The organism is Nostoc sp., from assembly GCF_036916655.1.
In the GTDB taxonomy this organism is placed as follows: Bacteria; Cyanobacteriota; Cyanobacteriia; order Cyanobacteriales; family Nostocaceae; genus Nostoc.
Genome location: NZ_JBALFY010000090.1, coordinates 52,117 through 76,516 on the forward strand (window position 1 = coordinate 52,117; position 24,400 = coordinate 76,516).

At 40.8% G+C, this 24,400-nt stretch carries 21 protein-coding genes and 1 tRNA gene; 15 read left to right on the forward strand and 7 right to left on the reverse strand.

Annotated features, from left to right (window positions below):
* The first annotated feature begins 101 nt into the window (after nt 1-101).
* Nucleotides 102-1,346 carry a glycosyltransferase gene (locus V7L31_RS23820; RefSeq protein WP_334698548.1) on the forward strand — a complete coding sequence of 415 codons (1,245 nt, stop codon included), beginning with the start codon at nt 102-104 and terminating at the stop codon, nt 1,344-1,346.
* 102 nt (nt 1,347-1,448) lie between these two features.
* The gene (locus V7L31_RS23825; protein WP_334698549.1) at nt 1,449-3,296 is read left to right on the forward strand and encodes a glycosyltransferase family 39 protein; all 1,848 of its coding nucleotides are present in this window, start codon (nt 1,449-1,451) and stop codon (nt 3,294-3,296) included.
* Between the two features lie 211 nt (nt 3,297-3,507).
* Here V7L31_RS23825 and V7L31_RS23830 read toward each other — a convergent pair whose 3' ends face one another.
* Nucleotides 3,508-4,110, reverse strand: coding sequence for an HARBI1 family protein (locus tag V7L31_RS23830; RefSeq protein ID WP_334698550.1), 603 nt, complete (start codon nt 4,108-4,110; stop codon nt 3,508-3,510).
* A 203-nt stretch (nt 4,111-4,313) separates the two neighbouring features.
* Entirely contained in the window at nt 4,314-5,192 is an 879-nt protein-coding gene (locus V7L31_RS23835; protein ID WP_334698551.1) for a M48 family metallopeptidase, read from the reverse strand.
* A gap of 322 nt (nt 5,193-5,514) precedes the next feature.
* Between V7L31_RS23835 and V7L31_RS23840 the strand changes: the two genes are divergently transcribed.
* Together V7L31_RS23840 and V7L31_RS23845 are read left to right on the forward strand one after the other, a co-directional pair.
* A complete protein-coding gene (locus V7L31_RS23840; RefSeq protein ID WP_334698552.1) occupies nt 5,515-5,922 on the forward strand; it encodes a hypothetical protein in 408 nt (135 codons plus the stop codon).
* Between the two features lie 194 nt (nt 5,923-6,116).
* On the forward strand, nt 6,117-7,334 hold the full coding sequence (locus V7L31_RS23845) for an acetate kinase (protein WP_334698553.1): 1,218 nt from the start codon (nt 6,117-6,119) through the stop codon (nt 7,332-7,334).
* Between the two features lie 30 nt (nt 7,335-7,364).
* Here V7L31_RS23845 and V7L31_RS23850 read toward each other — a convergent pair whose 3' ends face one another.
* From V7L31_RS23850 to V7L31_RS23860, 3 genes are all read right to left on the reverse strand, one after another.
* On the reverse strand, nt 7,365-8,315 hold the full coding sequence (locus V7L31_RS23850) for a hypothetical protein (RefSeq protein WP_334698554.1): 951 nt from the start codon (nt 8,313-8,315) through the stop codon (nt 7,365-7,367).
* Entirely contained in the window at nt 8,315-9,190 is an 876-nt protein-coding gene (locus V7L31_RS23855; RefSeq protein WP_334698555.1) for a hypothetical protein, read from the reverse strand. Before V7L31_RS23855 ends, V7L31_RS23850 begins: the two co-directional genes overlap by 1 nt.
* A 223-nt stretch (nt 9,191-9,413) precedes the next feature.
* Nucleotides 9,414-9,878, reverse strand: coding sequence for a hypothetical protein (locus V7L31_RS23860; protein WP_334698556.1), 465 nt, complete (start codon nt 9,876-9,878; stop codon nt 9,414-9,416).
* Nucleotides 9,879-10,487: 609 nt separating this feature from the next.
* Here V7L31_RS23860 and V7L31_RS23865 point away from each other — a divergent pair.
* From V7L31_RS23865 to ftsH3, 4 genes are all read left to right on the forward strand, one after another.
* On the forward strand, nt 10,488-11,276 hold the full coding sequence (locus V7L31_RS23865; RefSeq protein ID WP_334698557.1) for a hypothetical protein: 789 nt from the start codon (nt 10,488-10,490) through the stop codon (nt 11,274-11,276).
* 171 nt (nt 11,277-11,447) lie between these two features.
* On the forward strand, nt 11,448-11,891 hold the full coding sequence (locus V7L31_RS23870) for a GNAT family N-acetyltransferase (RefSeq protein ID WP_334698558.1): 444 nt from the start codon (nt 11,448-11,450) through the stop codon (nt 11,889-11,891).
* Between the two features lie 17 nt (nt 11,892-11,908).
* Nucleotides 11,909-12,703: an aminotransferase class IV gene (locus V7L31_RS23875; RefSeq protein ID WP_334698559.1), complete on the forward strand. Its 795-nt coding sequence runs from the start codon at nt 11,909-11,911 to the stop codon at nt 12,701-12,703.
* Nucleotides 12,704-12,842: 139 nt separating this feature from the next.
* Nucleotides 12,843-14,684: an ATP-dependent zinc metalloprotease FtsH3 gene (ftsH3, locus tag V7L31_RS23880; RefSeq protein WP_179067843.1), complete on the forward strand. Its 1,842-nt coding sequence runs from the start codon at nt 12,843-12,845 to the stop codon at nt 14,682-14,684.
* A gap of 422 nt (nt 14,685-15,106) precedes the next feature.
* Here the strand turns inward: ftsH3 and V7L31_RS23885 are convergent, their stop codons facing one another.
* Entirely contained in the window at nt 15,107-15,325 is a 219-nt protein-coding gene (locus V7L31_RS23885; protein WP_179067842.1) for a hypothetical protein, read from the reverse strand.
* Between the two features lie 666 nt (nt 15,326-15,991).
* On the opposite strand from V7L31_RS23885, the gene hsdR reads away from it, so the two are divergent.
* From hsdR to V7L31_RS23920, 7 genes are all read left to right on the forward strand, one after another.
* Nucleotides 15,992-19,306 carry a type I restriction-modification system endonuclease gene (gene hsdR / locus V7L31_RS23890; protein ID WP_334698560.1) on the forward strand — a complete coding sequence of 1,105 codons (3,315 nt, stop codon included), beginning with the start codon at nt 15,992-15,994 and terminating at the stop codon, nt 19,304-19,306.
* A 173-nt stretch (nt 19,307-19,479) separates the two neighbouring features.
* Nucleotides 19,480-19,872 carry an endonuclease domain-containing protein gene (locus tag V7L31_RS23895; protein ID WP_334698561.1) on the forward strand — a complete coding sequence of 131 codons (393 nt, stop codon included), beginning with the start codon at nt 19,480-19,482 and terminating at the stop codon, nt 19,870-19,872.
* A 106-nt stretch (nt 19,873-19,978) separates the two neighbouring features.
* On the forward strand, nt 19,979-21,448 hold the full coding sequence (locus tag V7L31_RS23900) for a class I SAM-dependent DNA methyltransferase (RefSeq protein ID WP_334698562.1): 1,470 nt from the start codon (nt 19,979-19,981) through the stop codon (nt 21,446-21,448).
* A 31-nt stretch (nt 21,449-21,479) separates the two neighbouring features.
* Entirely contained in the window at nt 21,480-21,731 is a 252-nt protein-coding gene (locus V7L31_RS23905; RefSeq protein ID WP_334698563.1) for a DUF2281 domain-containing protein, read from the forward strand.
* Nucleotides 21,728-22,093 carry a type II toxin-antitoxin system VapC family toxin gene (locus V7L31_RS23910; protein WP_334698564.1) on the forward strand — a complete coding sequence of 122 codons (366 nt, stop codon included), beginning with the start codon at nt 21,728-21,730 and terminating at the stop codon, nt 22,091-22,093. The genes V7L31_RS23905 and V7L31_RS23910 overlap by 4 nt, the downstream gene beginning before the upstream one ends.
* Before the next feature lie 63 nt (nt 22,094-22,156).
* On the forward strand, nt 22,157-22,291 hold the full coding sequence (locus V7L31_RS23915; protein WP_334698565.1) for a hypothetical protein: 135 nt from the start codon (nt 22,157-22,159) through the stop codon (nt 22,289-22,291).
* A 153-nt stretch (nt 22,292-22,444) separates the two neighbouring features.
* A complete protein-coding gene (locus V7L31_RS23920; protein WP_334698566.1) occupies nt 22,445-24,013 on the forward strand; it encodes a restriction endonuclease subunit S in 1,569 nt (522 codons plus the stop codon).
* A gap of 84 nt (nt 24,014-24,097) precedes the next feature.
* Here V7L31_RS23920 and V7L31_RS23925 read toward each other — a convergent pair.
* A tRNA-Gly gene (locus V7L31_RS23925) sits at nt 24,098-24,169 on the reverse strand.
* Nucleotides 24,170-24,400: the final 231 nt, after the last annotated feature.

The following is a 24,400-nucleotide window of genomic DNA, read 5'->3' on the forward strand; positions in this document are numbered from 1 at the left end:
ATTCCTCAAGTTTTAAGTAACTAGGTTGAGTAAATAAAGTCAGCAGACGTTTGGCTCTATTTTCTACGGACTTTACATATCGTCGTTCTGCAATTTGGAATATGAAGACAAACTCATCCAACTCGCTGTTAATAGTACCAACTGGCCCCCTAAAAATTTCAGAGTTGCCTCCCAACCATTTGGGTACAAGTAGTGAATCTATCTACCTTTCTCTAGTAATTCCTACTTATAAAGAGCGTGACAACGTTAAGAATGTAGTCAGCATCTTGAGTAAGTTACTGGATGAATCTATTCCAGGAAACTACGAACTAATAGTGGTAGATGATGATAGCCCAGATCGAACTTGGGAAATAGCACAATCATTGACGATAGAATACCCCCAGTTGCGGGTGATGCGACGTCAACAGGAACGGGGGCTGTCGTCAGCGGTGATTCGTGGATGGCAAGCTGCGACGGGGAATGTGTTGGGGGTAATTGATGGAGATTTGCAGCATCCGCCAGAGGTGCTGATGCAATTGTTGCGTAGTGTTGAGCAAGGAGCCGATTTAGCTGTAGCCAGCCGTCATGTGGAAGGAGGCGGTGTTAGTAGCTGGAGTGTAGTAAGGCGTTTTTTGTCTCGTGGCGCTCAGTTGTTAGGCTTAGTGATCTTACCGGGGGTACTGGGCAGAGTTTCCGACCCCATGAGTGGTTATTTTATGGTACGCCGGAGTGCGATCGCTAATGCAGTACTCAATCCAGTCGGATACAAAATTCTCCTAGAAGTAATCGGCCGGGGAAAGGTAAACCAAGTTGCCGAAGTTGGGTATGTGTTCCGCGAACGCAAAGAGGGCGAGAGTAAGGTGACATGGAAGCAATATATAGATTATGTCCACCACTTAGTACGGTTGCGGCTTTCCACAGGGCGAGTCGGACGATTGAGTAAAAAAGTCAATTTCCCCGTTAGTCTATTTCTGCGTTTTGGATTAGTTGGCTTTAGTGGCGTCTTTGTGGATATGGCAATACTTTACTTACTCAGCGATCCCACTACCTTGGCTTGGCCACTGACACGCAGCAAAATTGTTGCCGGTGAGATTGCAATTTTAAATAATTTCTTCTGGAATGACGCTTGGACATTTGCCGATGTCAGCGCCAGACAGCAAGAATGGCATCAACGCCTGAAGCGGTTTTTGAAATTCAATGCTATTTGTCTGGCTGGACTGGTATTGAATGTACTGATCTTGAATTTGGTATTCAATTTTATTATTCACAACCGTTATATTGCCAACTTTATTGCGATCGCAGTTGCTACTATCTGGAATTTCTGGATTAATTTAAAACTTAGCTGGCGTGTCACCGACGTGAAATAATCACAACGAGGGATTTGAGATTTTGATTTTTGTTTTTAGATTTTAGAACGAACTTCAATCTTCAGCGTCAAATCTACAAATCCATTCGTGTGAGGCCCAGCAATGAGAGTTCTTTTCCCAGCTGCATTTTATTTTTACAGAAAAATTATCTCGTTGCTACTTGCCTCTGCCGAACATGGCTCACAATACAAGCATTGGCAAAATTGGCAGGCTCGACTTCCTCCTTTTTGGGTTCACTTTTTGCTGAACTTAATATGGTTGCTCATCGGCATCAGTTTGCGCCTAGTCAACTTGACTGCAAAGCCTCCTTGGACTGATGAATTTTCCACCTTGGTGTTTAGCTTGGGAAATACTTTTTTAGGAGTACCCTTAGATCGAGCGATCGCACCTGATACCTTATTGCAACCACTGCAACTAAACCCAACGGCTAGTATTGGTGATGTGGTTCATAACTTAGCTACACAAGATAACCATCCACCACTGTATTTTGTACTGGCTTATCTGTGGATGAAATTATTTAAGAGCGATGGGGGATTAGTGTCGTTGTTTGGGGCGCGATTATTGCCAGCAATCCTCGGCGCTGCCTCCATTCCGTGTGTTTATGTATTAGGTAGAGTAGCATTTCGTTCGCCATTAGTGGGACACTTGACTGCTGCCATGATGGCAGTATCACCCTACGGCGTGTTTTTAGCACAAGAAGCGCGTCATTACACTTTGGCAATTTTATGGGTAATTGGTTCCCTCACCTGTTTAGTAATTGCCACACGTCATATTCAAAACCGCACACCTTTACCCATCTGGATAGCACTTTTCTGGATAGTAATTAATGCTTTAGGTATTGCGACTCATTATTTCTTTACCCTCACTCTCTGCACAGAAGCCGTAGTTTTGATTTTTCTTGCTTGGCTGCAATTGCAAACTAGCAGAAAATTTTCTTTCCTCTTCTCTCCTCCCTGGCGGCGCATCTATGCCGTTGCTATAGGTACTTGTGTGGCGGGTTTAATTTGGATACCAATCTTATTAGAGAATAAAAATCGTGGTGTTTTGACCGAGTGGATTCGAGGTTCGCGCGTTGGACTAGATTGGTTAAGCCCAATTTTTCAGGCTTTGGGAACATTGATTGCCATGATTTGCCTATTACCAGTGGAATCTTCTCAAGCTTTGGTTGTGATTCCTTCTGGAGTAGTGATGTTGACTTTCTTTATTTGGGCAGTACCAATCTTGCTACGTGGAATTAAGATTCAACTACAGCATCCAGAAAACGGGATGATGATTCAGGTGTTTATTGGAGTCACTATCAGCGCGATCGCTTTATTCTTTATCTTTACCTACTTTTTGGGTATCGATCTGACCAGAGGTGCTAGATATAATTTTGTTTACTTTCCGGCGATCGTTATTTTACTAGGCACAAGTCTGGCAGCTTGTTGGCATCCTCCCCAGGAATTGCTGGGAAGAGAACTAGAGAAAAATGGCATCAAAACCATCGGTAGATGGGGAATAAATGGCAAAAAAGCTGTGATATTAATTTGGTCAATGGCATTTTTGAGTGCAGTTACAGTGTTCTGCAATCTCGGCTATCAAAAATATTATCGCCCTGACCTGTTTGTGCAACTAATTCAACAAATATCCCCAGTACCAGTACTGATTGCCACTACCCACAAAACTTATGTACACACTGGGGAAATGATGGGGGTAGCTAGGGAGATTAAACTTGGCAATTCACTCCAGAAACCTCTGTTTCTCCTTGCCCATCAAGACCAAGACCCCAATACCTCCACCATAGCTCTAGAAAATACTTTAAATAAATTACCACGACCTTTTGACTTATGGTTGGTAAACTTTCACGCCCCCGTCGCAGAAGCCGTCAAAACGTGCGTTATATCTGATACTCAATCTTTACCAGGCGTCAATGGCTACGAATATGAACTTTATCATTGTCAGCAAAATTAATATTTTAGACTTATCCGAAAACCTAAAATGCTTGCTGTGCAATATTTTTAGCTATTTTAATGGATTGTGATGGTCGCTTTGCGAACCGCCGCAGGCATCGCAAGCACTTTGTGGACGCAACAATAAGGCTTTAGGGCAATTAATCGAGCTAATTTATCAGTTAGGCAGGAAAAGATAGAAAGAATAAAAATTTATTCTCTCCCTGATAAACTCAATTATTAATAGATAAAAACCATGAGCAATTAAGTCGCAATCTGACAAGTCCACATACTGCCATTATTACCTGATTATAGCGATGACGAGATAAACGAAATTTCTCACTTGCTACTCGAAATATTTTCACTCGACAACATATCATGTGTTCGACACCAATTATCCGTGAAGATAATTCTTTATTCTGTTCTTTTTGTACTTGTGAAATCTCTGATTTTTTTGGTTTTTTATATGGTGTAGTAATTGCATTATCTCCGATATAGGCTTTGTCACCGATAAACTTTTGTTCAACATTGAATTTATGCCGTGTTTCTCGAAATAAACCTATATCGCTTGCTTTACCTAATTTACCAACATATACATCAACAATATCTTCTCCTTTTGGCAGCACAATAAACTGATTTTTTAAAGTGTGCATTTTTTTCTTACCAGAATAATATTGTTTCTGGTTTTGGTAGTCTATAGGTCTTTCTATGGCTTGCTCTGAGTCTTTTGCAAACTGGTCGTAGGGAAACCTGGTCATTAGCTGATTTTTTAGCTGTACCAATATTTTATCTGAGTGCGTAGACACATACTTCCAGAACAGCTTGTTGCCAGACATCACATTTGTATGCCTTAAGACTACTGCTAAAGCTTTGCTAAATATTCTGCATTTCTGGTGAAAAAGAATTGTTTTGACGTAGCACTGCTACGTCTCTACAAGGATTCTGGATAATGCATATTTAATTTCTGGAAATGTCTAGTGGATGAGGCAAATCTCGTTTTCCCCTCTACAAAGCATAAAAGTGGTTGCGATTAGTAACTCTACCAATTGCGCCATCCGCCTTTGGGTGCAACTTCGTTATTAGTAGACTTCAATCCGTGAGTTTGCAACAGAGTTTGATATTCTGTGCTGCTTGCCCAGCGATCAATTTCTCGTGCCCGTAATACTGGCACTGGATGGGTTAATTGTGCTGTGCGGGCGGCTTTTACCATTTCGCCTAGTTCGGTCTTGCTAATATCATCGTAAGCGCGGGCTTGAGCAACAAAGGCATCGAGATTCAGTTGTGGCGCTAAGGCGGGAGAACCACCAGCCAACTTCATCAATACGGACATGACAACTTTGGGATCTTGGGTTGCTAGTAATGCGGCGCGATCGCAGGTAAACTCAGCACAACGTACCCATTCTAAAAGTTGTGCCTGTATGGCTTGGGCAACAAAAGTACCAACATTGGGCACAATTGCCGCAGCTAATATTAATAAATTTACAGGAGTCAAGTAAACACTATGGTCACACTTGAGATGTCCCAGTTCGTGGGCAATTACTGCCTGTATTTCCTCTGGTGTGAGCATATCAATCAGGGAAGTATGTAGCACAACAAAGGGCTGCTTACTCCGCATAGCAAAAGTATAGGCGTTGGGAGCCGGATGCTGCCGGACGTATAACTGGGGAGGATCTATGTCGAGGATTTTACAGGCATCTAACAACAATTTGTATAAATCGGGCAGTTGGTTTTCACCCACCAGAATACTGGAGGCAATATTTTCCACATAAAAAACCTGCTCTGCCATTGGCCCAAGCCAATTTCGCACTAACATATCTATGCCTGGTATCTGCTTGAGCGCTCTGGTAGCTTCCAGGTCTAATGGATGACGAAATGAGTCAGCTTTTAAACCAATCAGCGGGGTTTTGAAGAAGGACATAGTGCAACAAGCTATAAAAAAATACAACTATGGAATCTGGCTGGATAGATAAACAGCCTCCCACAGTTAGTATAACGATTTCAGTTGGGGGTTTCCTTCCCTGCATACTCGTAACTTTTGGTATCACTGCTCATTTCACACCTTTGCTGCATACGCCTACCGAGCCAACTCTGTTCTTTAGTGTCCGTTGCAGTTAACCTTGATTGGACACACTAATTCAGGCTCGGAAAATTCAATGCGCTTTGGTTTTTTTACTTTATGTGTTCTGGCACTAGCAACAGCAAGTGGGCACGCCGCTCAGTCTCCCAAGCTCCCAGCACTGGTGATGACCAGTCCGAATTCAGCTGAGGCCAACTACGAAGATAAATGCAGCAACGGCAACAACCTTGACCAGTTTAATCGCGATAAGTTTCTTAAACTTATGCTTGCTGATAAAAAATCAAAGTTATCTCAACTGAAAGTAGCTCTCCTTAATGAAATTAAACAAAGTGGTGATGAGCCACGAGGCGAAGGTATCCATATTGGTGAATGGAATCAAACCTTTCATGACCGAAGTGGTTGTGGCACAAGCACTAACAGTTACTCAGCATTTGTTGTCACCGTAACTGGTGGAAATGCAAACCATACGGTCCTGAAATACCTCGTCACGATTGATGACGACGATAATGCAGGTAAAAGAACCCTCAAAATCCGCGACATCCGCCCAATTAAGCTACGAAGTGATAACTGATACTAATTCAATTAATGCTTGTAACACATTCTTGGGTAAAGACGCGATTCATCGCGTCTCTACAAATGGTCTATTTGTCGTTGTTAATGCGTTCCCCTGAATTAAAAACCCTACGCTTTTACGCAAAACTGTACTAAGCATGAAGCTAGAATTAGTGGCACGATCAAAGGAGATCGTCTTTTTCTGTTGTCACTATGAAGATATTGGTACTGAATGCCGGATCGAGCAGCCAAAAGAGTTGTCTGTATGAAATTGCAGATAAAACTCTTCCCACTCAAGCACCCCAACCCCTTTGGGAAGGGAAAATTAACTGGACTCAAGATCGGGGTGTGGCAGAAATTGAGGTGAAAACTGCTACGGGTGAAATGCTGCAAAAATCAATCTCTGGTGATTCTCCACAGGCGCACCTCACCTATATGCTCAATACACTTAGTCATGATGATACCAAGGTAATCGATCGGTTGTCAGAAATCGATGTGGTGGGGCATCGAATAGTACATGGTGGAGAGGATTATCGAGATAGTGTGGTAATTACGGAGGATGTCAAAAAGGCGATCGCTGGTCTGTCTAATCTTGCTCCCGAACATAATCCAGCAGCAGTGGAAGGCATAGAAGCAATTGAAAACACCTTAAAAGATGCCACTCAAGTAGCAGTGTTTGATACCGGATTTCATGCTACTTTAACCGATGCAGCAGCAATCTATCCCGGCCCATATCAGTGGGTAGAACAAGGTATTCGCCGCTATGGGTTTCATGGTATTAGTCACCAATACTGTTCTCAACGTGCTGTCCAAATTCTCGGTCGAAATGTCGCATCTGAGCGGTTAATTATCTGCCATCTGGGTAATGGTTGCTCTTTAGCGGCAATTAAAAACGGTCGTAGTATTGATACCACTATGGGATTCACGCCCCTAGACGGATTAATGATGGGTAGTCGTTCTGGTTCAGTCGATCCGGGGATTCTGATTTACCTGTTGCAGTACTGTAATTACACTGTAGAAGAGTTGAATCATGTATTAAATAAAGAGTCTGGGTTAAAGGGAATTTCGGGTGTATCTAGTGATATGCGCGAGGTGAGAGAAGCGATTGCTCAAGGTAATTCCCGCGCTCAACTGGCCTGGGATATCTACGTGCATCGCTTGCGTTCTGCGATCGGCGCAATGCTTGCTAGTTTAGGTGGATTAGATGCTTTGGTATTTACAGCAGGTGTGGGTGAACACTCTCCAGAAATTCGTCAAGCCGCCTGTGAAGCCTTTGGATTTATTGGACTAAAAATAGACCTGGAAAAAAATCAACAGCAGCCTGTGGATGAGGATATCGCTACACCCGATTCAGCAGTACGGGTATTAGTTATTCATACTCAAGAAGATTGGGCGATCGCTCAACAATGTTGGCAACTTTTGAAACAGTAAAAATAATTATAAAATTTATTATTTATATACTCAAAATGATAGGAACCGACGGATGAGTAGTTTCCCAACTCGTGGCCCGGTAAAATTTAAAATATACTCTGCAAGTTTTGGAGCTATAAGTGACAAAAGTGGTAATAATAATGCATTAACATTTTTAAAGCCGCTAGTAGCACCAATAAAAACACTAGGGATAAGACAAATTAGCGACCATGCCCACCAAGTTATAAATTTAGAGTTAATAGAAGTACGTCTTTGCAGCTGACTGACAAGTACATAGCGGGTAGTTGCAATTAATATAGTGAAGCCTATCCAAGCAATTATTGATAGCATCAAATTTGCTGGATACAGATTGTAGACTACTAACGCAGCAGGAAACAGCGAAGCTATCTCCCAAACTAGCAGATTTAATTTAGTCCAAAAAGAACTTAATACTTGTTCAGTCAGCCAATAATGAGCCGAGATAATTATTGAGCAGTTGGAATTCTGCATGAAATTCCACTTAATTTTGTTAAATATATCACCATGAAGAAGAATAGTGCTTTGTAAAATGATGTCTTCTTCTTCATAAGTATCTGAAGTTGATTGAGGCTGCTGATAGTAAGAATTAAAGGTGACTCCAGGCTGTAAGGCTATTTGATCCCGTGCAGTTTTACTCAAAAATAATTTTAAAATATTGACTATCACAATAACGTAAAAAACTTTATTAAACTGCTTTTCGGTAATTTGCTTTTTGTTTGCAATTACAATATTCTTGCTGAAGCAGGCGTAATACCAGAGAGAAATTATCAGCTTTGGTGGAATGTATAGAGAAGTACCAATTTTTTGCGCCTGCTGAATCTGTTCTACAACTCTCTCATTCAGGTAAAAACTACACTGTCCTTGATCGACCTTAAGTTGAAAGCGATCGCCCTGAGGAACTTGTAGAGAAAGAGAGAGTGCAACATCAGTTTGACGGTCTATTTTTGCTATATCAACGTTCATTATCGAGATAAATTTGCGATACTTTGTACCAAATTAATCAAAAAACTAAATGTTCCACGCCACTGTTTTTCACCAGAAACTACTCCTTGATTATGTGTATTAATGATTAAGTTTTTAGCATCTTCAGATAAACTAAACAGTTCTTTATGATAACGAGTGATAATATCTCCATCTATCTGCATGACAGTTTGAGCATAAATAATATCAATTTTGGTACTTGTAACATTACTACTATCAAGTGCAGCTTTTAGCTCAGTCATTTTACGCAAAGTCCGAACAAATCTATCATTATTTAAAAGTCTTTGAATTTCTTTGAAATTTTCAATCCAATCTCCTTGGTTGTTTCCATCTTTATCATCAAGAATGGGAGTTGGAGCAGGTAGTATTGGTTCAGCTAGCTTCACATTCTCCTTATCAGCTTCAACCAGGCTTGGTTGATATTTTTTTGCGTATTCAAGCCTCTGACGATATTGTTTTACTCTATCATCCTGTGGATTATAAAAACCTGAATCCTCCTCAAGCAGAAGGTAAAAATATTCTCTTTCAAGTTGGTCAAATAGGCTCCTATAGCGCTTACGCAGTTCTTGAGCTTGAGAACCTTCTTTTGGAATCCCTTTGGCGTCAAAATAATCTGGGTCATGTATAGAATAAATCTCTTGATATGCTTCCCAAGCATTAAACTTTGAGGCATTAATCCTATCCACAATCATCGTATTCACTTCTAAAGCTGTAATGTCAGAAACTAATGTCTGTACAGACAATACTAAATTGTTTAACAAGCCTCTAGCTTTGTTTTGAATATCTTCAGATCGAGTACCATTTCGGTTGTCAGCCTGAATAACATTTCGGTCTTTAATTTTAATCTCATTAGACATAATGTTTCATCCTCTTATAGTTCTGACTAATCTGGCTGTAGCTTTGTATTGATAGCTAGATATACGCAAATGAACCTAAAGATGTTGCTAGTACCGCATGGCGTAAATAAATAAAGCATTTCAAATGGCGTAAGAGCTTGGAATACAATTATTTTCACTTCCGCCTTGCGGTACTAAGCTACTGTCGATGCTTTACTTTGAATGAGTAGTTAATAAATAATACTTACAGTTGTGGTTTTTTGTGAGATTTAACTATTTCCATCAAAAATCCATACAATTTTTCCACGCTTTCTATATTCTTGTGAATAATCTCCCGACTGTCTTTAACTTGAGTTAAATGAAATTCGCGAATTTCTTTGTAGGGGCCGCTATCAGTAAATTGACTCCCAATTTCATTTTCGATATCCCCATTAACAAGATTAATCCGAGTATATATTCGATTTCCTGGTTTAGCCGATGCTGATATTATCTCATTTTGTGACTGCTCTGATGATTCTGCAACCCAAGTAGTGATTTTTAAATCAATCACTTCAACGATTACTGTTTTGATAGCATTAATAATTTCGTCAACATCCAGTCCCTTTTTATCAGAATTAAGATTAGTGACTATTGTTTTAAAATCACTGTTTCTTGCACTAACAGCTAGTCCGTTACTTTCCAAGTTATCTGTAATTACAGTATTTACCATAATCTTCTAGAGGGAAAAGGTTTAAATTTCAACAAAACCTCATTCTATTATGATGTTGAAAATTTTACCAGCTTTGCTTAATAAAACTAAGTAAAAGCAAAGAAGCTTTAAAATTTTCAGAACTTGTTGTTCAAAATACTGGCAGTGAATAAAAAAAATTTATACTTCATGATATTGAGTATTAAATTTGCAGTAAATACTTATTATTTTATACTGAGTTTGATATTATACTTAATTTTAAGTTTCTTTAGGAAAAGATATAGCAATATATACAGGAGTTACAAACAAAAAGATCCCTGAATTCTTTAAGAATTCAGGGATCTGAGCCTATGCTAGAGAGTAAATTAAATAGGATTACTATAGACTCGTTCACCTCTAGTTGTTACCAAATAATAAAGTAGCGGCTTAGGATTAAACATTACAACCTTGAAAAAGTCTCTGTTGATTCGCTACATCAGCACAAAACTCTTCTAATTAAAGGTTTTTTTATCTGTTTGGTGGTGGATGTTATTCTATTTACTCTATCACTGAGTAATTTTACATAAAGCATTTTAAATACAATTAAGTTATATACAATAAGTTGCTTATGTCTGGGAAAACAAGAAAAATATGTTGTTGTCATCGCGTAAAGCTATTACTACACCTGTTGTAATTTGTGCGTGCATTTTAGGAGTTGGCTTGATTCAATTTTCCGAATTGCAAAAACTAATAAATCGCAAACAATCCGCCTCTTTAGAAACTTTAGAGAAAGAAATAAAATCTGAAAATGTCCGTCTGAAATTTTTCAAAGAAATTCCTAGTTTTAGTTATAATAACTTCATTGCAGACTTAGTATATCTCAACTTTCTACAATATTTTGGAGATGATGAAGTTCGGGATAAAACAGGTTATAGTTTAAGTCCAGAATATTTTGAAATCATTCTAAAATGTGACCCGCGATTTTTAGCAGCGTATCGCAGCCTTTCTGTCAGTACTTCATTGTATGCTGCTATGCCAGAACGCGCGATCGCACTATCAGAGAAAGGCTTAAAATCACTATCTGCTTCGGTTCCTGACAAATCTTATTACGTGTGGCGTTATAAAGGAGTTGATGAGTTATTATTTTTGGGAGATGCTAAAGCTGCCCAAAAGTCTTTTGCAATGGCGGCAAACTGGGCAAGTAAGTTTTCAGATGTAGAGAGTCAGATGATTGCAAATACTTCTCAAAGAACTGCTGAATTTCTGAGTCGAAATCCTAACAGTAAGTATGCTCAAATTTCTACCTGGGCAATAGTTTTAAGTAATCAAGTTGATGAGAGAACTCGGAAACGCGCAATTAGGGAAATCGAAGCTTTGGGAGGAAAAGTAATTACAACTCCTGAAGGTACTAATAAAATTATATTTCCCCCAAAAGATTAAATTATTAACAATAATGTAATACAGTTCAGTTAAAACCAAAATACTTGTAGAGATGGCGATTCATCTCGTCTAAAAAACCCAAATTTTTTGCCAGTATTTCTTAACAAAAGCATATTAAGTAATAATGTAATTAATTCCATTTTTCCCAGACATGATTGAGTAGGATAATCAATGATATCAATACAATTGGCAGAATCGGACTTTCACATATTAGGGTGTTTTGCTGTGATTTCCCAGTTGCGCCCTCACCTTGAGCAGACTAAGTTTGTAGAACAAGTGAGATACCAAATGCAAGAAGGATATAAACTTGCATTCTTGGAAGCAGAAAATCAAGCTGTAGCGGTCGCTGGATTTCGGATTTATAATTGTTTAGCATCGGGAAAAATTTTATATATTGATGATTTAGTTGTTGATGAGTTGAAGCGATGCCTACGGCGGGCTACGCCTACGCATAGTTATGGTCAACAGTTATTTCAGTGGCTAATTGAATATGCCAGAAATCATGATTGTAAACATCTGAGTTTGGATTCTAGCGTTCAGCGATTTGCAGCCCACAGATTTTATCTCATGCAGCGTATGAGTATTACAAGTCACCACTTTTCAAGGGAGTTGTAGAGATAAATAATCTGGTTGTGACAAATAATATTTTTTGGTATGACGGCAAATTAGTTCACTCTCAAACCCTAGAGTTAAACATTAACGATCCGGGTTTACTTTATGGGGCGACTGTTTTTACAACATTGCGAGTTTATGAGAATTCGCTAGATAGTAATTTAACCAATTGGCAAGCACACTGCGATCGCTTACTCTTCTCATTACAAACCTTTGGTTGGCAGCAACCAGATTGGAACCGTCTACGCAAAGGCGCTCAAATTCTTCTCACGCACTTCCCAATTCTCAGAATTACCCTCTTTCCCGATGGACGGGAATGGATAACTGGTAGATTATTACCACAAAATTTGACGGAAAAACAAAAAAATGGTATTTCATGCGCTGTTGCCAGTTCAGAATTTTCTCGCTCTCTCCCTTCTCATAAAACTGGAAATTATTTGAGTGCTTGGTTGGCAAAAACTAGCTTAGATGCTCAAGAAGCAATATTAATCGATGCTCAAGGAAATTGGCTAGAAACCAGTACAGGCAACCTTTGGGGATGGTGCGATCGCAGTTGGTATACGCCACCTTTAACAGCCGGGATTTTGTCGGGAATTGGGCGATCGCAACTTGTAAACTGGTTGCAAAACCAGCAGCAGCAGGTACGAGAGGAACCTTGGACATTAGAGTTAGTCCAGAGATTTGAAGCGATCGCCTACACTAATAGTGTGGTAGAAATTATTCCCATTCATACCGTTCATCAGCCTTCAGGGTCGCTACAATATAATCCCTACCATCAAAGTTTTCAGCTAATAAGGGAGCTTTTTTTAGCATGACACTCACGCCAAATTTGTTATATCTTAAGATAAGTTAACATAATTCTTAATAATCACTTTTGTGATCAGAGACGCTAGGCGATCGCGCAAAGCGGCCACTGAGAGCTAACGCGCGAAAAATACCGGAGGATAGACCTTAGTGAATAAAAGATGGAGAAATGCAGGGCTGTACGCGCTGCTGTTTATTGTCGTCATTGCGCTGGGAACAGCATTTTTTGACAAACAACCCCAAAGCAGAGAGACATGGCGATACAGTCGCTTTATTCAAGAAGTTCAGCAAGGCAGAGTAGAAAAAGTCAGTTTGAGTGCAGATCGCTCTACAGCACTGGTTACACCCAAATATGACCCAGCAAAACGGATTGTTACCTTAGTCAACGATCCAGACTTGATTAATACTCTGACTTCTAAAGGCGTTGATATTTCTGTTTTGCCCCAAACCGACGAAGGATTTTGGTTTAAGGCACTGAGCAGCTTATTTTTCCCTGTATTACTTTTGGTTGGCTTATTCTTCTTGCTACGTCGCGCTCAAAGTGGCCCAGGTAGCCAAGCAATGAACTTTGGCAAATCCAAAGCCAGAGTGCAAATGGAACCACAAACTCAGGTGACATTTGGCGATGTCGCTGGTATTGACCAAGCCAAGTTGGAATTAAACGAAGTCGTAGACTTTTTGAAAAACGCTGATCGCTTTACCGCTGTTGGTGCAAAAATTCCTAAAGGTGTGTTGTTAGTTGGCCCTCCTGGTACAGGTAAAACCCTCCTAGCTCGTGCCGTAGCTGGTGAAGCAGGTGTACCCTTCTTCTCAATCTCCGGTTCAGAATTTGTGGAAATGTTCGTTGGTGTGGGTGCATCCCGCGTCCGCGATTTGTTTGAACAAGCTAAGACCAATGCTCCTTGTATCGTCTTCATCGATGAAATTGACGCCGTAGGTCGTCAACGCGGTGCAGGTTTAGGTGGTGGTAACGATGAGCGGGAACAAACCCTCAATCAGTTGCTTACAGAAATGGATGGCTTTGAAGGCAACACTGGCATCATCATTATTGCCGCTACCAACCGTCCTGATGTCCTAGATGCAGCCCTATTGCGTCCTGGTCGCTTTGACCGTCAAGTTGTGGTAGACCGTCCCGACTATGCCGGACGTAGCGAAATCCTCAAGGTACACGCCCGTGGCAAAACCTTGGCGAAAGATGTGGATTTGGATAAAATTGCCCGTCGTACCCCTGGATTTACTGGCGCAGATTTATCCAACCTATTGAATGAAGCCGCAATTCTGGCAGCACGCCGGAATTTGACTGAGATTTCAATGGATGAAATCAACGACGCGATTGATCGCGTATTAGCTGGGCCAGAGAAGAAAGACCGGGTAATGAGCGAAAAGCGCAAAACTTTGGTAGCATATCACGAAGCTGGTCACGCCTTAGTTGGTGCTTTGATGCCAGATTATGACCCAGTGCAAAAGATTAGCATTATCCCTCGCGGTCGCGCAGGTGGTTTAACTTGGTTTACCCCCAGCGAAGACCGGATGGACACTGGTTTGTACAGCCGCGCTTATCTAGAAAATCAGATGGCTGTAGCTTTGGGTGGTCGGATTGCTGAAGAATTAATCTTTGGTGAAGAAGAAGTTACTACTGGTGCTTCTAACGACTTACAACAAGTAGCCCGTGTTGCTCGTCAAATGATTACCCGATTTGGGATGAGCGATCGCTTAGGCCCTGTTGCCCTTGGTCGTCAACAAGGTAACATGTTCCTCGGACGAGATATCATGTCAGAGCGCGATTTTTCTGAAGAAACCGCCGCCGCCATTGATGAAGAAGTCCGCAAACTTGTAGATGTAGCCTATACACGCGCTAAAGAAGTGTTGGTGCGTAACCGCCACATTTTGGATCAGATAGCTGAAATGCTGGTTGATAAAGAAACCGTAGATGCTGAAGAGTTGCAAGAAATTCTGTCAAATAACGACGTGACAACCGCCGCCTTTGCCTAATTTCATGAGAAGTGATGAGTTAAAAACTGTTTTTAATTCATCACTGTTAAAATTCGGGGTAACTCTGGAAAATCCCAGAGTTACCCCAATTTTTTTAATTACTTGTCAAAAGCCCAGCCATGAAGACTGGGCTTTTAATCCGAAATGGGGTTATATTCCCCGAAGGTTCGTTATAGAGTTTCAGTATAAATCGGTAATCTGATAGATACTACTACATGAGCGTAATCAATTCCAGAAAATTAGAAAAATTTTTCTAGACACATCAAAATCACAGGAGCTATAACTCTGACTTTGCAAGCGAAAAGACGCTATCTAACTGCACTTTTCTTGGATGCAGAGGTAGGATGAAGCAAAATCGGCAACTTATGCATCTCGATCAGACTGGCATCAAGAGTGAATGGATACTCAATCAGTTGCTTAATTTAAACTCTGGATGTCGGTTTTAAAAATAGCCACGCCACAAAAAACGTCGCAGCTGTGAATAGTTGCGTCAAATCCAAAGCAGATAGATAGCCATCTGCAAATGAAGCAATACTGCGATCGGTAATGCCAAATACCCAGGATGATAGGCCAAACAGCCAAATACCATTCTTAAGATTCCCGACGAATTGCTTAGAGTCTGATGGTTGCTGGTCGTTCATAATCTTCTGCTCCGTTAGTGAAGAATCTGGTGATTGATGCGAAATAACGCCATGAGAAATTTTTTCGGACTCTTGTCACTGAATTTACACTCCTACTAATAATATTAATAAATATTTCACCTACTTGACATCATTCCCCAAAGGTACATCCTCTAATCCTGACATTTCTCCTTTGCTTTTGCTACCTCCGATAGACGGTAAGGCGTTGAGTTCTCAGCTTTACAGCCTTGATTTTGAACGCTGAGATTACATCATCTTTAAATAACTATGTAAAGATTTATTTATTTTTTGTATAAAATACCTCATAGGATAGATGTGTTTCTATAAATCCCTCAGGCTTCGATTGTGTGGATACTTTGTCGGGGGGCACATTTGTCTATTGGCGTCAACTTAAGCCAAAGCCCAATACGCTTGGGTTAAGACTAAAACCCTTTGTTAAAGTCAATTTTTTTAACCTAGACGCAAAGCGGTGAAGCAGCATTAGCGACCTTAGGAGCGTCACCTGAAGGGCTGCCGCAGGCTACCGCAGAGGGTACTGAGAGAGGAGACAAATGCTTAACTAAACTGTATTGGGTTATAACTTAATTGATAAGACCGGATTAGAATTACTGAGATTTTTTAAGTAACTCTAAACACAAAAATCAGGGTGCTTTTCTATAAGCCGATATGCCAGAGTCGTTAAACTTCTCATTTCTTGCAGTCCACGATCAACAACTTGTGCGCTTAGGTGCTTTAGCAGAGCGATATTTTGCTGACGATCCCAATACTTGTTTGATTAAGTTGCGGCAGTTTGGTGAATTGCTAGCGCAATTAGCAGCAGCCAATATTGGGCTTTATGAGGTAGCAGATGAACGGCAGATTGATTTACTCAATCGGTTGCGCGATCGCGGTTTAATCAAAGGTGAAGTAGATCGTCTGTTTCATGAGTTGCGGAAAATTGGTAATCAGGCGACTCATGAGCTTTCTGGCAATCACCGCACGGCGTTAAGTGGGCTGAAATATGCTCGTGCGTTAGGGATATGGTTTCATCGCGCTTTTGGTGGAGGTCGCAATTTTGATCCAGGGGCGTTTATTCCTCCTGCCGACCCAAAAATAGAGACAGAGACACTCAAAGCTGAGTTAGCACGCTTGCGAGATGAGGCGCAAAAGCATTTAGTAACTGCGGAAACTGAAGCACAAGGACGCACCGCCGCCGAAGATTTGGCACGGGAAGCCCAAGCCAAAGTGCAGGAGGTATTACAACATTTAGCAGAAATTCAAGCCCAAGCTCAAAACCACTCACAGCAAACAATTCAGCAGACAATTACTCAAGCCCAAGTCGCTGAAAGTGGAGTGCTGCTGGATGAAAGGGAGACACGCCGACTGATTGATATTCAATTACGTGCGGCTGGATGGGAAGCAGATTCAGAAGAATTGACTTATCAAAATGGGGTACATCCTCAGAAAGGAAGAAATTTAGCGATCGCAGAATATCCCACCGCTAATGGACGAGCCGACTATGCCTTATTCTGTGGCTTGCAGATTGTCGGAGTAGTAGAAGCCAAGCGTCAGAGTAAAAATGTCTCTGAAGGAGCATTGAACCAAGCCAAACGCTACAGTGAAGATTTCCAAGTCTTGGGCGAGGAAGTTTTGGCTGGTGGCCCTTGGCAAAACTACAAAGTGCCTTTTGTATTTGCTACCAACGGTAGACCTTATTTGCAGCAGCTTCAGACCAAGAGTGGGATTTGGTTCTGTGATTTGCGCCGTCCAACTAATCTGCGGATATGCCTTGCCACATGGCACAGTCCTCAAGGGTTATTAGATGCCTTAGCTCAAGATATTGACCAGGCAAATACTCGTTTAACCCAGGAAGGCTTTAACTATGGACTAGAGTTGCGTGATTATCAAATTCGTGCCATCCAAGCAGTAGAGTCTGCGCTAGCCAGAGAACAACGTATATTACTGTTAGCAATGGCAACAGGTACAGGCAAAACTAAAACTTGTATTGCTTTAGTGTATCGGTTACTCAAAACCAAGCGATTTCGGCGCATTTTATTTCTAGTCGATCGCACTGCACTGGGAGAACAAACCTCCAATGCCTTTAAAGATTCCCGGATGGAGAACCTACAAAGTTTTGCTGATATCTTCGAGATTAAGGATCTCAAAGATATTGAACTCGATCGGGATACCAAAGTGCATATTGCCACGGTGCAAGGTATGGTTAAACGAGTTCTTTACCCCTCCGATAGTGCATCTGTAATTACACCAGACCAGTATGATTGCATTGTCGTGGATGAGTGTCACCGGGGCTATTTACTAGATCGAGAATTAAGCGATCGCGAACTAGAGTTTCGGGATTTTAACGATTACGTCTCAAAGTACCGTCGAGTCTTGGAGCATTTCGACGCTGTAAAAATTGGTTTAACTGCAACTCCCGCACTACACACCACCCAAATTTTTGGTGAACCTGTTTACATCTACAGTTATCGAGAAGCTGTGATCGATGGCTGGTTAATTGACCATGAAGTACCTTTCAAGATTAGGACAAAGTTATCTGAGGAGGGGATGGTTTGGAATCCTGGTGAGCAGATGGAATTTTTCAATCCCCAAACTGGGCAACTTGATTTAGTTCATGCGCCTGATGAGGTAAAAATTGAGGTAGAACAGTTTAACCGCAAAGTAATTACAGAAGATTTTAACCGAGTTGTCTGTGAAGCCTTAGCCCAGCATATTGATCCATCACTGCCAGAAAAAACGCTGATTTTCTGTGCTACTGACGCTCATGCAGATATTGTGGTTAACCAACTTAAACAAGCGTTTCAGTCTATCTACGGCAGTGTGGAGGATGATGCAATTGTCAAAATTACAGGCAATGCAGATAAGCCATTAGAGTTGATTCGCAAGTTCCGCAATGAAGTGAATCCCAAGGTGGCTGTTACTGTAGACTTACTTACCACAGGAATTGATATTCCCGCGATTTGTAATTTAGTGTTTATTCGTCGCGTCAATTCCCGCATTCTCTACGAGCAGATGTTGGGAAGGGCAACCCGCCTTTGTGATGAAATCAACAAAGAGGTCTTTCGGATTTTTGATGCGGTGCGATTATATGAAGCGATCGCTCCTGTCTCTAGTATGAAACCTGTGGTGGTTAACCCCAATATTTCCTTTACTCAATTGGTGGAGGAGTTGGAAACAGTCAAAAATCCTGATGCTTTAGAAACAGTCATTAACCAACTACTGGCGAAAATTCAGCGCAAACGCAGGCATTTGAGTCCTAACAATCAAGAACAGTTAGAAGCGATCACCGGAATGCCATTATCAAATATGGTTTCTCATCTCAAACAAAGTACACCACAGCAGGTAAGGGAATGGTGGGAACAAAGAAAAGCGATCGCTCAAATTCTGGATCTTCGAGATGGTGGAACTGTGCCAATGCTGGTTTCTCGCCATGCTGATGAGTTAGTGGCTATTGAACGGGGTTATGGCAATGCCGAACGTCCAGAAGATTATTTAGATAGCTTTAGAGCTTTCTTGTTAGAGAACATGAACAAGATTCCCGCTTTAATGATTGTTACACAGCGTCCCCGTGAGTTGACTAGAGCGCAACTCAAGGAACTACAAATAGGACTATATACGGCTGGATATACAGAAATTAACCTAAAAACTGCATGGCGAGAAGTTACCAATGAAGATATTGCTGCTTCTATCATTGGCTTTATCCGTCAGGCTACTTTAGGTGGTGCTTTGATTCCCTACACAGAACGGGTAGATCGGGCTATGAAAAAAATTCTCGCCAGTCAGCCTTGGACTTCTCCTCAACGCCAGTGGTTAGAACGCATTGGCAAACAGATGAAAGCCGAAACAATCGTCGATCGCGAAGCTTTGGATAAAGGAGAATTTAAAACCCAAGGTGGCGGATTTGAAAGACTCAATAAGGTTTTTGGCGGAGATTTAGAGAATATTGTGATCCAGATTCACAAAAATATTTGGGATGTTGCTTGATACCCCACCCTAACCCTCCCCTTATAAAGGGGAGGGAACTAGATTTTCCAGTTTCCCCCCTTTCCAAGGGGGGATTAAGGGGGGTAAAAACCGTATATAAACAAACTCCAAATCCTGTGTATATCTTATGAAAAAAGGAGGTAATTTGGGAAAAATAAGCATAGTCAAGAAATATGAAAGTACTGATGATAAAGCTTTATAATAAAACCTTAGAAAAGCAAAAACGGCAAAATCTAAGAAACAATATGCCCCTAGCTGAAAAAATAGTTTGGGCAAAGCTTAGAAGTCAACAAATTGAAAGCTGTAAATTTCGCAGACAATACAGTATTGAAAGATTTGTGGTTGATTTTTATTCTTCAGAATTGAGGCTGGCCATAGAAATCGATGGTGATAGTCACTATCAAGATGAAGTCCCAGAATATGACCGCGATCGCCAAGTATTTTTAGAATCAAAAGGTACGAAGATTTTGAGATTTACTAATCAGGAAGTTTATCAAAATATTGATGGTGTGGTGGATAAAATTAGGGAAGTTATTTGTTTGTTGAGGGAAGTTACCCCACCCTAACCCTCCCCTTGGAAAGGGGAGGGAACTAGGTTTTCTTATTTCCCCCTTTCCAAGGGAGGACTAAGGGGGGTAATTTGACTTGTATAAACGCCTTAAATTCCTATATATGCCAGCTACCTCCGATATTGTTCAAAAGCTTTGGAACCTTTGCCACGTTCTCCGAGATGATGGTGTTACATACCTACAATATGTTACAGAGTTAACCTATTTGCTATTTTTGAAAATGGCACAGGAGACGGGGACTGAAAAGCAATTACCGGAGAGATATCGTTGGGGTGATTTGGTTAATAAGGGTGAGACGGAACAACTAATATTTTATAGATCGCTCTTACTGATGTTGGGTTCTGAAAATTCCTCTCAACGGGTACAGGCGATTTTTGTTAATGCTCAAACTTCTCTCAAAATACCGCGCATCCTCAAAAAGCTTGTTACCAGTATTGATGAATTGGACTGGTTTTCCGAGCATCGAGATGAGTTTGGCGATTTGTACGAAGGGCTACTCCAGAAAAATGCGGATGAGAAGAAATCTGGTGCGGGACAGTATTTCACCCCTAGACCTTTGATTGATTGCATGGTTGCCCTCATCAAGCCACAACCAGGAGAATTGATCCAAGATCCTGCTGCGGGTACGGGGGGGTTTTTGATTGCAGGCGATCGCTATATTCGTCGACACCATGACCCTTTTGAATGGACAGAAGCCCAGCAATCATTCCAGCAGCATCAGGCGTTTTATGGCATGGAGTTGGTGCAGGATGCTCACCGCTTGCTGTTGATGAATATGATGTTACACGGAATCGAGGGTGCTGTAGATTTGGGTGATACCCTTTCGTCACAAGGACAGCGACTAGCGAAAGCCGATGTAATTCTCACTAATCCGCCATTTGGCACTAAAAAGGGTGGTGGTTTACCTTCGAGAGATGATTTCACCTATCCCACCTCAAATAAGCAATTGGCGTTTTTGCAGCACATATACAGATCGCTCAAACCAGGGGGACGGGCGGCTGTGGTTTTACCCGATAACGTACTATTTGAGGATGGACAGGGACGAGCAATTCGGGCTGACTTGATGAATAAGTGCAATTTGCACACAATCTTACGGTTGCCCACTGGAATATTTTATGCTCAGGGTGTGAAAACGAATGTTTTATTTTTCCAACGTGGCACAACCGAAAAAGGCAACACCAAAGCAGTTTGGTTCTATGATATGCGAACCAATATGCCCAGTTTTGGTAAGCGTTATCCTTTAACTCGTGAGCATTTCGCTGAGTTTAAGCAATGCTATGGAGATGACCCTAATGGCAATCATCCTCGTGTAGATTTAGGAGAGAATGAACGTTTTCGGTGTTTTACACGGGATTATATTGAAAAACGTAATGAAAACCTTGATATTTCTTGGTTACGCGATGAAAGTTTGCAATCTGGGGATAATTTACCTGAGCCAGAGGTGATTGCTGCTGAGATTATGGAGAAACTGCGAATTGCAACCAAGGAGATGGAAGCTTTAATGATATTGCTGGAAGGCGAAGAAGCTGCGGAGGCTGTTAGTTCCTCCGTGGGTATGCCAACTTTAGAATAGAAACATGAGTAATCTTAGTGAGTAAATACTAATGAGTGCAGAACAAGAATTATTAACCCACTGGCGTTCTCTTCCCCAAGATAAACAAGAGGAAGTTTTAGATTTTGTGGAGTTTCTTCACTTGAAAAGTAAGTCAAAAAATAACAGTAAAATTCAACATAATACACCTGAAGGTAAAGGATGGCCGCCTGGTTTTTTTGAAAAAACTTATGGCAGTTGTCAAGATGATCCTATTGTTATTGATTATGAGGGCGATTTTGAGGAAAGGGAAGAGATTGTGTGATTTATTTAATAGATAGTAATGTTCGCGCTCGTTATCTTAATGGTAAGTCACCAGCAATCAGAGAGCATTTACGAGCAAAAAATATTGAAGATATTGCGGTATGTTCTGTAGTTAAAGGTGAGTTATTTTATGGTGCAATGAAAAGTAATAGTTCGGAAATAACCCTTGCTAGACAGCAAGAGTTTCTGCAATTCTTTATTTCGTTGCCGTTTGATGATGATGCAGCCATGATTTACGGAATAATTCGTGCAAGATTGTCAGTTAATGGGACTCCTATTGGCCCAAATGATTTACAAATTGCGGCTATTGCAATGGCTAATAATTTAATTTTAGTGACGCATAATGTACGCGAGTTTAGTTGAGTAAATGGGTTACAAATTGAAGATTGGGAGCAAGAAACTTGAGCAACAAAATAAACTCGCTAGATGACGAGTGAGAACATATATAAAGGCAGGTTTAAGGAATTACAGCAGAAAATTCAGCTGGGAATTGAGTCGGCTGAACGAGCTGAGGTACTGGATGCAAAGGATGTATTTGAGAGGTTGCGTGAAAAGCTGTGACAAAAACGCACTCAGGCTGGTGAATGATTAAGATTTGTACGCTTAAAGTCTTGTAATTGAGGAAGGTGTTTAAATTTTACGTGTTGTTAGTGGCTATCAGGATTTAGAAGGTTTGTTTTTAGGACAGGATGAGGATTAACGGAATTGGTTGATATGAGTGATGAATTAACAGAATTGCCTGAAGGTTGGTGCTACATATTACTCAAAAATTTGGGCGAATTAAAGAGAGGTAAATCTAAGCATAGACCAAGAAATGATCCAAAATTGTATGGTGATTTTGTTCCCTTTATTCAAACTGGAGAAGTAGCACGTTCAGGAGGAAGAATTTCTAGCTTCTCAAAGATGTATAGTGAATTGGGTGTTCAACAAAGCCGCATCTTTCCAAAAGGCACAATTTGTATAACAATAGCTGCGAATATTGCAGATACAGGGATTTTAGGTTTTGATGCGTGTTTTCCAGATAGCATTGTTGGTCTAATCACTGATGATAGATTAGCTGATTCTTATTTCATTGAATATTTCCTCCGAACTATACGAGAAGATTTAGCGCAATTTGCACCAGCTACAGCACAAGCAAATATAAATATAGAAATACTTAATAAAGTTTTCGTACCTCTTCCACCCATCCAAGAACAAAAGCGGATTGTTGCCAAAATTGAGGAGTTGAACGATCGCACCCAAAAAGCCAAGGAAGCGCTAGAGAGTATACCTCAATTGTGCGATCGCTTCCGCCAATCCGTCCTCGCCGCAGCCTTCCGAGGCGATTTAACAGCAGATTGGCGCGAACAAAACCCAGATGTTGAACCTGCTTCAGTTTTGCTAGAGAGAATTAAGCGCGATCGTCGTCAACGATGGGAAGAAGAAGAATTTGCAAAATTAAAAGCTAGTGGCACAATACGCACAGATGAAAAGTGGAAATCGCGGTACAAAGAACCTGAGACGATAAATAGTTTTAATTTACCAGAATTACCTCATGCTTGGAGTTGGGCATCTGTTGAGCATTTGGCTGATGTTGGCACAGGTGCAACTCCTTTACGCAATGAACCTAAATATTATGAAAATGGAATAATTCCTTGGATAACAAGTGGAGCATTAAACAATCTTTTTATAGATAAAGCTGAAGAATTTATCACACCTATAGCTATTCAAGAAACCAATGCAAAGATTTTCCCAAAAAATACTCTGCTAGTAGCTATGTATGGTGAAGGAAAAACACGCGGTAAGGTTGCTGAACTTTTAATTGAAGCTGCAACTAATCAAGCCTGTGCAGCTTTGATATTAGGAGGACTTGCTAGTAAAATTCAGCCACTTGTCAAACTCTTTTTTCAAAAAAACTACACTGATATCCGAAAATTAGCATCAGGTGGAGTTCAGCCTAATTTGAACTTAAGCATGATTAAATCAACATTTTTACCAATTCCACCTTTACAAGAACAAGTAGAGATTATTCAGGTTGTATCTCGCTTAATGTCAATGATTGAAATAGTTGAAAAACAGTACCAATATACAGGAGACAAGCTTCATCGCCTGAATCAATCCATTCTCGCCAAAGCTTTCCGGGGTGAACTCGTCCCCCAAGATCCTGATGATGAACCTGCATCAGTCTTACTAGAACGAATCCGAGCCAAACGAGAAAAATTAAACAACAGCAAACCAAAAAGCGATCGCATAAGCAAGCGCAAGATAGCAGAAGGTCAAGGGGTTATACCAGGACTAGATTAGCTCAAGGATAATGCGCTCATTCCTCAACACAAGAGTTTACAGAGCAAATCGTTAAGATACTTGTTAAATAAGGCTTTTTTGTAAAGCGGGCGATGGGACTCGAACCCACGACGTTCACCATGGGAAGATGACATTCTACCACTGAATTACACCCGCGAATTGCTCCCACAAACTTAGGCTTAAAGTTAAGCATACCACTATTTACACGCTGTTTTCAATTGGCTAGAACATACACTGTTTTAGTCGATGCTGATGTATAAGTCCTGTGGCTGTTCAGATTGAAAAATCTTTTTAACTATAGCGGTTCTCAGTTGGGTGCAATATAGTAACAGCAGTGAGTGAACCAGCCAATAATGTCTTTTTTAGTTACTGCATTGAGAGCATTTG

Bases quoted from the DNA above. Each gene is read 5' to 3' on its own strand.
- V7L31_RS23820 (WP_334698548.1), top strand. From the start codon at position 102: ATGAAGACAAACTCATCCAACTCGCTGTTAATAGTACCAACTGGCCCC.
- V7L31_RS23825 (WP_334698549.1), top strand. From the start codon at position 1,449: ATGAGAGTTCTTTTCCCAGCTGCATTTTATTTTTACAGAAAAATTATC.
- V7L31_RS23830 (WP_334698550.1), bottom strand. From the start codon at position 4,110: ATGTCTGGCAACAAGCTGTTCTGGAAGTATGTGTCTACGCACTCAGAT.
- V7L31_RS23835 (WP_334698551.1), bottom strand. From the start codon at position 5,192: ATGTCCTTCTTCAAAACCCCGCTGATTGGTTTAAAAGCTGACTCATTT.
- V7L31_RS23845 (WP_334698553.1), top strand. From the start codon at position 6,117: ATGAAGATATTGGTACTGAATGCCGGATCGAGCAGCCAAAAGAGTTGT.
- V7L31_RS23850 (WP_334698554.1), bottom strand. From the start codon at position 8,315: ATGAACGTTGATATAGCAAAAATAGACCGTCAAACTGATGTTGCACTC.
- V7L31_RS23855 (WP_334698555.1), bottom strand. From the start codon at position 9,190: ATGTCTAATGAGATTAAAATTAAAGACCGAAATGTTATTCAGGCTGAC.
- V7L31_RS23860 (WP_334698556.1), bottom strand. From the start codon at position 9,878: ATGGTAAATACTGTAATTACAGATAACTTGGAAAGTAACGGACTAGCT.
- V7L31_RS23865 (WP_334698557.1), top strand. From the start codon at position 10,488: ATGTTGTTGTCATCGCGTAAAGCTATTACTACACCTGTTGTAATTTGT.
- V7L31_RS23870 (WP_334698558.1), top strand. From the start codon at position 11,448: ATGATATCAATACAATTGGCAGAATCGGACTTTCACATATTAGGGTGT.
- V7L31_RS23885 (WP_179067842.1), bottom strand. From the start codon at position 15,325: ATGAACGACCAGCAACCATCAGACTCTAAGCAATTCGTCGGGAATCTT.
- hsdR (WP_334698560.1), top strand. From the start codon at position 15,992: ATGCCAGAGTCGTTAAACTTCTCATTTCTTGCAGTCCACGATCAACAA.
- V7L31_RS23895 (WP_334698561.1), top strand. From the start codon at position 19,480: ATGAAAGTACTGATGATAAAGCTTTATAATAAAACCTTAGAAAAGCAA.
- V7L31_RS23900 (WP_334698562.1), top strand. From the start codon at position 19,979: ATGCCAGCTACCTCCGATATTGTTCAAAAGCTTTGGAACCTTTGCCAC.
- V7L31_RS23905 (WP_334698563.1), top strand. From the start codon at position 21,480: ATGAGTGCAGAACAAGAATTATTAACCCACTGGCGTTCTCTTCCCCAA.
- V7L31_RS23915 (WP_334698565.1), top strand. From the start codon at position 22,157: ATGACGAGTGAGAACATATATAAAGGCAGGTTTAAGGAATTACAGCAG.
- V7L31_RS23920 (WP_334698566.1), top strand. From the start codon at position 22,445: ATGAGTGATGAATTAACAGAATTGCCTGAAGGTTGGTGCTACATATTA.